Annotated in this window: 8 protein-coding genes and 2 pseudogenes; 5 read left to right on the top strand and 5 right to left on the bottom strand. The window is 46.8% G+C overall.

Annotated features, from left to right (window positions below):
* Positions 1-461 (bottom strand): annotated as a pseudogene (locus QUA38_RS25005) (A/G-specific adenine glycosylase); the annotation flags it as partial.
* A 377-nt stretch (positions 462-838) separates the two neighbouring features.
* Here QUA38_RS25005 and exaC point away from each other — a divergent pair.
* The 3 genes and pseudogenes from exaC to QUA38_RS24990 form a co-directional block, all read left to right on the top strand.
* Positions 839-2,296, top strand: a pseudogene (gene exaC / locus QUA38_RS25000) (acetaldehyde dehydrogenase ExaC); the annotation flags it as partial.
* A gap of 166 nt (positions 2,297-2,462) precedes the next feature.
* Positions 2,463-2,804: a DUF779 domain-containing protein gene (locus QUA38_RS24995; protein WP_333166691.1), complete on the top strand. Its 342-nt coding sequence runs from the start codon at positions 2,463-2,465 to the stop codon at positions 2,802-2,804.
* Between the two features lie 167 nt (positions 2,805-2,971).
* Positions 2,972-3,808: an SDR family oxidoreductase gene (locus tag QUA38_RS24990; RefSeq protein WP_333166688.1), complete on the top strand. Its 837-nt coding sequence runs from the start codon at positions 2,972-2,974 to the stop codon at positions 3,806-3,808.
* Positions 3,809-3,813: 5 nt separating this feature from the next.
* Here the strand turns inward: QUA38_RS24990 and QUA38_RS24985 are convergent, their stop codons facing one another.
* A complete protein-coding gene (locus QUA38_RS24985; RefSeq protein WP_333166685.1) occupies positions 3,814-4,623 on the bottom strand; it encodes a DUF3598 family protein in 810 nt (269 codons plus the stop codon).
* 411 nt (positions 4,624-5,034) lie between these two features.
* The gene (locus QUA38_RS24980; protein WP_333166681.1) at positions 5,035-5,586 is read right to left on the bottom strand and encodes a DUF2854 domain-containing protein; all 552 of its coding nucleotides are present in this window, start codon (positions 5,584-5,586) and stop codon (positions 5,035-5,037) included.
* Between the two features lie 317 nt (positions 5,587-5,903).
* Here QUA38_RS24980 and QUA38_RS24975 point away from each other — a divergent pair, with 317 nt between their 5' ends.
* Both QUA38_RS24975 and QUA38_RS24970 read left to right on the top strand, forming a co-directional pair.
* The gene (locus tag QUA38_RS24975; protein ID WP_333166678.1) at positions 5,904-6,164 is read left to right on the top strand and encodes a hypothetical protein; all 261 of its coding nucleotides are present in this window, start codon (positions 5,904-5,906) and stop codon (positions 6,162-6,164) included.
* 202 nt (positions 6,165-6,366) lie between these two features.
* Positions 6,367-6,537, top strand: a complete 171-nt coding sequence (locus QUA38_RS24970) for a hypothetical protein (RefSeq protein WP_015176488.1) — start codon at positions 6,367-6,369, stop codon at positions 6,535-6,537.
* 192 nt (positions 6,538-6,729) lie between these two features.
* Here QUA38_RS24970 and ppk1 read toward each other — a convergent pair whose 3' ends face one another.
* Together ppk1 and QUA38_RS24960 are read right to left on the bottom strand one after the other, a co-directional pair.
* Positions 6,730-8,913, bottom strand: coding sequence for a polyphosphate kinase 1 (gene ppk1 / locus QUA38_RS24965; RefSeq protein ID WP_333166676.1), 2,184 nt, complete (start codon positions 8,911-8,913; stop codon positions 6,730-6,732).
* 125 nt (positions 8,914-9,038) lie between these two features.
* Positions 9,039-9,206: helix-turn-helix transcriptional regulator (locus QUA38_RS24960; protein ID WP_333166697.1), on the bottom strand; the 168-nt coding region annotated here is incomplete at its 5' end.

The raw sequence follows: 9,206 nt of genomic DNA, 5'->3' as shown, positions 1-9,206 counted from the left end.
GGCTGTCCGAAAGCATTAGCGCAAACCGATCGCGCAATGTACTTGCCAACTCCGGGAAGTTCCAGCAACTGAGCTTCCGTGCGGGGAACATTTCCCTGATAATTTTCTAAGATAACCAGCACCGATTCCCGCAGCTTTTGCGCCCGAAAAAAAAGACCCAAAGGCTGCAACAAACTAGCAACTTCCGCAGCAGGCGCGGCCGCTAAATCCGAGAGAGTCGGATATCGATCGACAAATTCTTGATAAATCGGAGCCACTGTAGCGGCAGTAGTCTTTTGCAGCAACAACTCCGCCACCAAAATCGCATAGGGGTCGCAGGTACGCCGCCAAGGAAAATCACGGAAATTCTGCCGGGCCCAAGCTTTCAGTCGGCGTTGAAACCACCGGATTTTAGCAGCGTCTAAATGCTTTGACCCAGGCTCAATATCGGAAGAAAAAACAACGGTATTTAAGGCAGGCATTTGATTGGTACTTTTGATAACTTGCCAAGTTTATATCTCTATATTAGCAGATTTAAATAATTTGTAAAACTATCTTTTTATGCTCTCGTTTTTCTCTTCCTCTGCGTACTCTGCGTACTCTGCGGTTTATAAAAAAATCTTATTAACTACCCGACCGACCACGAAACCTAGAAACAACTTTAATTTCAAATATAGGAAAAATGTAAAATTTTGTATATTAAAAAACAAAAGTACCCGAGAAGAGACGACGATAGTTGATATTCAACAAATTTCTTTCGATAGTCCGCAAAAACAAATTTTAATCAGGTAATAAAATGGTAGTAGCAGCACCTGTTCAATCCGGCAGTCAGTCGATTTTTTAACCTCGCTACGACAACTTTATCGGTGGCAAGTGGGTGCCACCGGTGAAAGGGAAATACTCGGAAAACCTTTCTCCAATAACAGGAAAATCAATTTGTCAAGTTCCCCGATCGAGCGCCGAAGATGTAGAATTGGCATTGGATGCCGCCCACGCAGCGAAAGACAAGTGGGGTAAGACTTCCCCAGCCGATAGGGCGCGGGTTTTACACAAAATTGCCGATCGCATCGAAGAAAACCTCGATCGCCTCGCCATCGCCGAAACCTGGGACAACGGTAAACCAATTCGCGAAACCCGCCTCGCAGACATACCGCTGGCGATCGACCATTTCCGCTACTTCGCAAGCTGCATCCGAACTCAAGAAGGCTCGATCGGCGAACTCGACGAAACCACAGTCGCCTACCACTTCCACGAACCCCTAGGCGTCATCGGACAAATCATCCCCTGGAACTTCCCGATATTAATGGCAGCCTGGAAACTCGCCCCAGCCCTCGCCGCCGGAAACTGCGTCGTCCTCAAACCAGCAGGGCCCACCCCCGCCTCAATCTTGGTACTGATGCAAATCATCGCCGACTTAGTACCAGACGGCGTTATCAACGTCATTAACGGGCCCGGCGCCGAAATAGGCAAAACCCTCGCCACCAGTCCCCGGATTGCCAAAGTCGCCTTCACCGGCGAAACCACCACCGGCAGGCTAATCATGCAATACGCCTCCCAAAATGTCATCCCCGTCACCCTAGAATTAGGCGGCAAATCCCCCAACATTTTCTTTGAAGATATCTGCGCCCAAGATGATGAATTCCTCGACAAAGCAGTCGAAGGATTTGTGATGTTTGCGTTCAATCAAGGCGAAGTGTGCACCTGTCCCTCCCGCGCCTTAATTCAGGAGTCAATCTACGATCGATTTATGGAAAGGGCGATCGATCGCATCCGCCAAATCAAACAAGACAACCCCTTAGATCCGACAACCGCCCTCGGCGCCCAAGTCTCCATCAACCAGATGGAAAAAATCGCCGAATATGTCAAAATCGGTCACGCCGAAGGCGCAGAATGCCTGATTGGTGGCGAAAGAAACATCTTATCCGGCGACTTGCAAGACGGCTATTATTTCCAGCCAACAGTCTTCAAAGGAAACAACAAAATGCGAATTTTCCAAGAAGAAATCTTCGGCCCAGTGTTAGCAGTCACCACCTTCAAAGACGAAGCCGAAGCATTGGAAATTGCCAACGATACTCTTTACGGTTTGGGTGCAGGAGTTTGGACTCGCGACATCAACACCGCCTACCGCATCGGTCGCGCCGTTCAAGCAGGCCGCGTGTGGACAAACTGCTATCACCTCTATCCGGCCCACGCAGCATTCGGCGGCTACAAATCATCTGGTATCGGTCGCGAAAATCACAAAATGATGTTGGATCACTACCAGCAAACTAAGAATTTGTTAATAAGTTACAGCCCGAAAGCTTTAGGTTTTTTCTAAGGTTTTAGTCATTGGGAAGGAAGAAAGAAGAAAGACAAACTTCAAGGATTCGTCAACTCCTTCTTTCTCTCTTTCCTCTCTTTCTCTGCGTCCTCTGCGCCCTCTGCGGTTCATTAAAAAAATTTCATTTATAAACGAAATAAAATTGCTACACAAACAGACTGCAATGGAAACTCCAAAAGTCACTGCAACAGAAGAGGCTTTAAAATTAATCAACTATCTCAAAACTCAACACGGAGAATTGATGTTTCACCAATCCGGCTGCTGCGACGGTAGTTCCCCCATGTGCTATCCCAACGGGGAATTGATAATCGGTGATGGTGACGTATTGCTGGGCGAAATAGGCGGTTGTCCCTTTTATATTGCAGCCCAGCAATACAAATATTGGCAGCACACGCAGTTAATTATAGACGTGGCATCGGGGCCCGGAGGCAGCGATTTTTCCCTGGAAGGACCGGATGGTGAGCGTTTTATTACTCGTTCTCGCTTGTTTGTTAAGGCTGATTAACTCTGTTGGCGTTGCATACTAGAGGGATGATATGGAGAAAAAGCAGCATGAAATCCCCAGAATGCAAATCCAATAGGCACCAGACAGTGCGTAAAGTTTTGTAACTTGGATATATTATTATCTTGGATACAATCTAGAGCCTTCTATTTCAGAAGTTGAAAAAACAGATGAACGCTATAATTATTGGTTGTGGCTATGTTGGAAGTGCCGTTGCCCAGCATTGGCGGAACCTGGGTCACGTAATTACTGCAACGACGACAACGCAAGACCGGATTGGGGAATTACAGAAAGTTGCCAACCAGGCGATCGTCCTGAAGCGCTGCGATGAAGAGACATTACAGACAATCCTGCAAAATCAAGATGTGGTCTTCTTGAGTCTCGCTCCTACAGCAAACCAACAAGTAGATTCCGATATGTACGAGGAGACATACCTGCATACGGCCAACAACATTGTTCTTGCCTTGAAGCATTTTCCCAACATAAAACAACTCATATATACCAGTAGTTCTGGGGTGTATGGCAATAGTAATGGAGCCTGGGTTAGTGAACTTTCACCTGTGGCACCAGCCGACAGACATGCAGAGATTTTACATGAGACAGAGCAAGTTTTGCTGTCAGCATCCAGCCCTGATTTGAAAGTATGTATCTTTCGCCTTGCAGCCATTTATGGACCCGATCGCGAGTTCAAGAAACGGTTAAGTGGGCTTGCAGGCACAACTCGCCCCGGCACAGGCAATAATTTCACGAACTGGATTCATCTGGACGACATTGTATCAGCAAGTGAGTTGGCGCTCGCTCGTCAATTAGAAGGAGTTTATAACGTAGTGAATGATGTTCCAATTACTGCTCGTGAATTGTTTAAACAACTGTGCGATCGCTACGAATTACCTGAAGTGGAATGGGATGGGTCAGATACTACACAGCGATCAAATAATCGGCGCATATCGAATCAGAAGCTCAAAGCAGAAGGATACCAGCTCATTCATCCAGAAGTGGAAATTTGAGCCTGTTAAATAGCGAATACATCAGCCTTTTGAGCCGGTTTTTCGTAGATTAAAGTACAGCTTCGCAGTGTATCATTGGTATCTGGCGTCCAACGCATGGAAGCATAATAGGGAGTGTTGAATCGATCGCTCGAAAGAACAACCTCTATTGCATCTGGAAATTGGATTTTTAGAAAATCGCCTTGTATTTCACTGGGTTGAGGAGGAACTGGCAGTTGAGCCATCTCATCTAATGAAACATATGTCCCGCCTGTCATTTGAGCAGGAAGTTTGAGGCAGTTGACTCGATCGATCCTACAGTGAGTTTGTTCAGACCACCAAGGTTCCGCTGCCTCTTCTTTGCTCTCTCTAAACAATGAACACAGGTTAGGCTGAGGGCTATTTGCCGTAGATAGGTATATCGCCGCCGCACTTGTTCTTTTTCCTGATGCCAGGAGGTAATGCTCAAAATAGAAGCTTGAACCCGTTCGATCCGGCCCAACCATTGTGTCAGAAGAATGGGGATTAAAAAGCAGATAAGCCTCTGGAGCAAATGGATGGATAATCAGCGGATTACCCAAGGTCAAAACCCATTGTTTCTGCGTTACTGTTTCTGTCATCCGACTCCTGAAGTCGGTGGAATGGGTGACTGTTTGCCGATCGTCAGAAGGAATGAAGCTGCGTACAGAATCAAGAATATCGAGAACCTGCCCTGTGCCATCATATCTAACCAATACCCCTTGCCAACGTCCGCAGTGATGAGCCATGAAAGTTTCCCACTGCTGTTTAGCAGTTAAAGGTACTTTGGCGGCGATGGACACTCTGTTCTCTGACATAGGCGTATCCCTGTTTTCCCTATAGATTGTTGTCAATAATTTAGTTTGGCGGATTTAACCTGCTCATTTATTCTACTCAAGACTGAAGCAGGATTATTTGCAACTGAGACTGCTATCATCCAATTCGACGCTTGTTTAACTGCAACTGACAAACCCTGTTCTGCGCCGATAATACCTATCCTGCTTTGGGACGAAACCATTTCTGCTTCTCCAGATTTAAGATTGCCGGTCGATTATGAACCACTATTGTAATTAAGGAAAAGCAAATTTGCGCGATCGTCCAATTGCAGATTGAGTTTTTGTTGATAGCGACAGGTTTCACGCTGTCGCTAAAATCAGTATCTGAGCCGGTGCAGGATTAATTATTAATGGGCGACTTCAAAATTTCTGCACTCAAAACTTCAGAATAATTTAAGCTTGAGTATTTTTAATTAGAGCCAATTCAATTTTGTCACCAGCCTTGTGAGTCACTTGTGCGCGCAAACCCGGCCCAAAAAAAGTAGCTATTTTGTCTTGCTTTTCTTCCCATAAGTCTATCGGCATTAGCGGCGAATAAAACTCTAAAATTAACCCATAAGCACCGTCAACATCAACTTCCCGCAACCCTTGCAGGATGGGCCGTTCCTCGTCTGTCGGGGCCAGCCCCAAGCGCTCCAAAGCATCATCTAAGTGCGCCGGTTGGCCGTAGCGAAATCGAGTGACATCTTTGCGGACTTGGTTTTGAGTATCTGTCGCCTGACTTTCTCGCAGAAGGAGAACTTCAGCAGAGGTAGGTTCGGTGAACTCCACTGGCTCGAGTTCGGCGGCTTTCAGAGCCAAACCTCCCAGCAACAGCGGAATTCCATAAAAAAAACCGGCTAGGTTCAGGGTAGGTCTGTCTGTGAAGTAGGCTCCAAACCCGACTGCTGCTATGATACCGCCAACAACTAAGGCTAGGTTTGCTAAAGAAATTTTGCGTAACATATTAGTGAGGTAGTTAGCTGAAATCAACAATATACTTTAATTATTATCTGTCAAAAAGTCTTGAATAAATTTAGTTTTTTTGCCAAAAGACCTGCAAAAACTGCTAGCATCTATGAGCGCGGGAGCGGTGTGCATCCACAGTCTTGTCTAGGTTCAGAAGCTTATCCTGCCGGACTCGCCCGGGCACGCCATCGGTAAATATCCGTGTTAATTGCGCGGCGTTGGTTCCAGAAGGCAATCGAGATCGGCAGTATCATCAAAGTATACAGAGTGGCGATCGCGATCGACACTCTTGCCCTTTCAACCATTTTTCGGACATGATTAAAGACGAAGACAAACAAACTGCTGGAGCAAACAAGGCGGTTTTGGAGCAGATTAACTCGCTCAAACGCGAAGATGAAAGGCTTTATAATATCTTAGCGATCGATGTCTGGGCCCTAGCCAAGACGATGGATGAATATCAACCGGGATTTTGGGCTGCTTTTATGAAAAACCGGGAGAAAGCCCTGAAGCGATTTTTAGCTGGAATGATGAAAAATAAACCCCCAGATACCAAACGTCCGCCTTTTTTACGCTAAAATGTGGCTGGAGTTTGGCTGAGGGTTTGATGTAGAATCAAACTATAACACAGACTCAAAAACCCTGAGCAGGTTCATCACTTCCCATATAAAAACAGTGAAGGATTTGTCCCAAAAGGTATGTCGGTGAATTAAGAATCTCCGTCTGTTCGCAGGGGGGAATCTCAAATATTTTTGTTAATAGTAGCAAAGGCAAAAAACCATGGATGCACAAACAATCAAAGAGCGCGTAGCAGAGATCGAGAGCAAGCGGGAATCCCTCGTTAGGCTGTTAGATCGATCGGACTTGGGAGCCCTGAGAATAGATGTGAGTCAGGCGATCGAAGAAATTGACGATCTCTTAGAAGAATTCAAGCGTACTTTTAACAGTTAAGTAGTCATTAGTCATTAGTCCTGAGTTGTCGCGCATTTAATTTGGATAGTTATGTTAGTAAAAATCTTGTGGGGTGGGCCGGAGAGCCCGCCCAAAAAGTTAAAATTAAATGCTGTACAGATTAATAGCTAACAATAACGGACAACTACTAACTGCCAATTTGACTAATGACTAATGACTAATAACTACTGACTAATTCATCACCATATCCATCAAAATTTGCTGAGAACTCACTTCCGGGCAATTAGCAGGCGGCCGGCGCTGAGAGTAGTGTCCTCCCGGCTGCAAATCCCAAGCTTGGCGGTTGTCAGCCAGCATTACACCCAAAATTTCTTGCAATTCCTTAGCAATTGTCGGATCTTCCACCTGAACGATCGCCTCAACCCGTCTGGTGAGATTGCGCTGCATCCAGTCGGCAGAACCAATATACACCTCTTCGTCGCCACCGTTGTAAAAATAAAACATCCGAGAATGCTCTAAAAAGCGGCCGATAATACTGATAACTCGGATATTTTCGCTAACACCTTCAACGCCGGGACGCAAACAGCAAATCCCCCGAATAATCAAATCAATTTTAACTCCCGCTTGCGAAGCTTCGTACAAAGCAACAATTATTTGAGGGTCAACTAAAGCGTTCATTTTAGCGACAATGCGACCACAGCTACCGCTGCCGCCTTCGGTCTGCAACCGACAGAATTCTGCCTCGCGGCGGATTAAAGCTAAAAATCGATCGCGCATATTGACAGGTGCCACCAATAATTTACGATAAGATACCTGCCGGGAATAACCAGTCAAATAATTAAACAAATCCGCCAAATCCGATCCCAAATCCTCGCGACAACTCAACAAACCCACATCGGTATACAGTCCGGCTGTTTTGGGATTGTAATTGCCGGTGCCGATGTGGACGTAGCGGCGGATGTACCCGTCCTCGCGACGTACTACCATCACAATTTTGGTGTGGGTTTTGAGTCCCACCAAACCGTAAACTACGTGGACTCCAGCTTGTTCTAACTTGCGAGCCCAATTAATGTTATTTTCTTCGTCAAACCTAGCTTTAAGCTCTACTAAAACGGCTACCTGCTTGCCGTTTTCCGCTGCTTGAATTAAGGCGCTGACGATCGGCGAATCTCCAGAAGTGCGGTATAAAGTCATTTTAATCGCTAACACGGAGCGATCGTGTGCCGCCTCAGTAATAAACCGCTGTACCGTCGCCGCAAACGAGTGATAGGGATGGTGCAACATCAAATCCCCCTGGCGGATGGCGGTGAAAATATCCTCACCATCTTCAGCATTCAACATCGATTTCTCTAAAATCCTTGCCGATTCCGAGTTCCGCAAGCGCGGCGGCACAACCGGAGTCCAAGGCGGGTCTTTCAGTTCCGGCACCGGCAACCCCACAAAAGACATCAAATCCTTGAGGCCTAGCAGCCCCTCTACGACGTAAACATCTTGCTCACCGAGATCTAGCTCTTCCATCAGCATATCTCGCAGCGCAGGCGGCATAATCGCTTGAATTTCCATCCGCACCGCAGAACCTCCAAACCGGCGCTTGCGGAGCTCCTGTTCTATTGCCAGCAGCAAATCCTCTGCCTCATCTTCCTCCACCGTCAAATCGGAATTGCGAGTAATGCGGAACGGGTGATATTCCTCAACGTCCATCCCCGGAAACAAAGCTTCTAAATTGTGGGCAATCACCTGTTCTAGGGGCACGCCAGTCCAAACAGGTGATTTGCCCCTCTGCTGCCACTGCAAATCCCCCGGTAGTGGCAAAAACCTCGGCAAAACCTGCGGTACTTTGACGCGGGCAAATAATTCTTCGCGCGTGTCGGGGTCTCTGACTACTACTGCTAAATTGAGGCTGAGATTGGAAAGGTAGGGGAAGGGGTGGCTGGGGTCAACTGCTAGGGGAGTGAGTACAGGAAATACTTGTTCTTTGAAGTAGCGGTGCAAGTAATTGCGCTGTTCTTGATTGAGGTCAATGTAGTCGAGAATGTAGATTTCGCTTGCTGCTAGTTTCGGTCGCAGGGTTTGCTCAAAATACGAGTGCTGCTGAGTAACCATCGGCAAAAGCCGCTTGTTAATGGCATCTAGCTGTTGTTGAGGCGTGCTGCCGTCGGAGGTCAATTTGCTGACTTTTGCGTGTACTTGTTGTTTGAGGGCGCCCACGCGCACCATAAAATATTCGTCTAGGTTGGAGCTAAAAATAGCGAGAAATTTAAGTCTTTCTAGGAGGGGCGTGCGGGGGTCGAGGGCTTCGTGGAGCACGCGGTTATTGAATTCTAGCCAGCTTTGTTCTCGGTTGAAGTAATATTGAGGATCGCTAAGGTTGATTTCAGTGTAGGTTTTGGCGGGGGTCTTTTTTGGCTTGGGCATGGTTTGGGGGAGTCTTTGGGAGGCTCGGTGATGGCATCTCTAGAAATAGTATTGTAGGTTAAAGGATTTGTTCGCATCTGCTTTTGGTCGATCGCTCAAACATTGAATTTAGGCAAAACTTTCAACTATTTTTCGAGGATTACCACGAAATCCTCAATCATCACATCAAAGGTGCGAGCCAACTTGTGGACTGCTGCAAAGTCAACCATTGCCATACCCTGAGAACGGGCATAATTGCTAATCGTACTGTAGCCCACGCCCGATCGCTCCGCAACCTCTTTGAGCGTCCATCC

Source organism: Microcoleus sp. Pol12B4 (assembly GCF_036701385.1).
Lineage (GTDB): Bacteria > Cyanobacteriota > Cyanobacteriia > Cyanobacteriales > Microcoleaceae > Microcoleus.
Note: the sequence above shows the minus strand (reverse complement) of the source record. Positions and strands in the feature narration are given on the sequence as shown.

Bases quoted from the DNA above. Each gene is read 5' to 3' on its own strand.
- QUA38_RS24985 (WP_333166685.1), bottom strand. From the start codon at position 4,623: ATGTCAGAGAACAGAGTGTCCATCGCCGCCAAAGTACCTTTAACTGCT.
- QUA38_RS24990 (WP_333166688.1), top strand. From the start codon at position 2,972: ATGAACGCTATAATTATTGGTTGTGGCTATGTTGGAAGTGCCGTTGCC.
- ppk1 (WP_333166676.1), bottom strand. From the start codon at position 8,913: ATGCCCAAGCCAAAAAAGACCCCCGCCAAAACCTACACTGAAATCAAC.
- QUA38_RS24975 (WP_333166678.1), top strand. From the start codon at position 5,904: ATGATTAAAGACGAAGACAAACAAACTGCTGGAGCAAACAAGGCGGTT.
- QUA38_RS24995 (WP_333166691.1), top strand. From the start codon at position 2,463: ATGGAAACTCCAAAAGTCACTGCAACAGAAGAGGCTTTAAAATTAATC.
- QUA38_RS24980 (WP_333166681.1), bottom strand. From the start codon at position 5,586: ATGTTACGCAAAATTTCTTTAGCAAACCTAGCCTTAGTTGTTGGCGGT.
- QUA38_RS24970 (WP_015176488.1), top strand. From the start codon at position 6,367: ATGGATGCACAAACAATCAAAGAGCGCGTAGCAGAGATCGAGAGCAAG.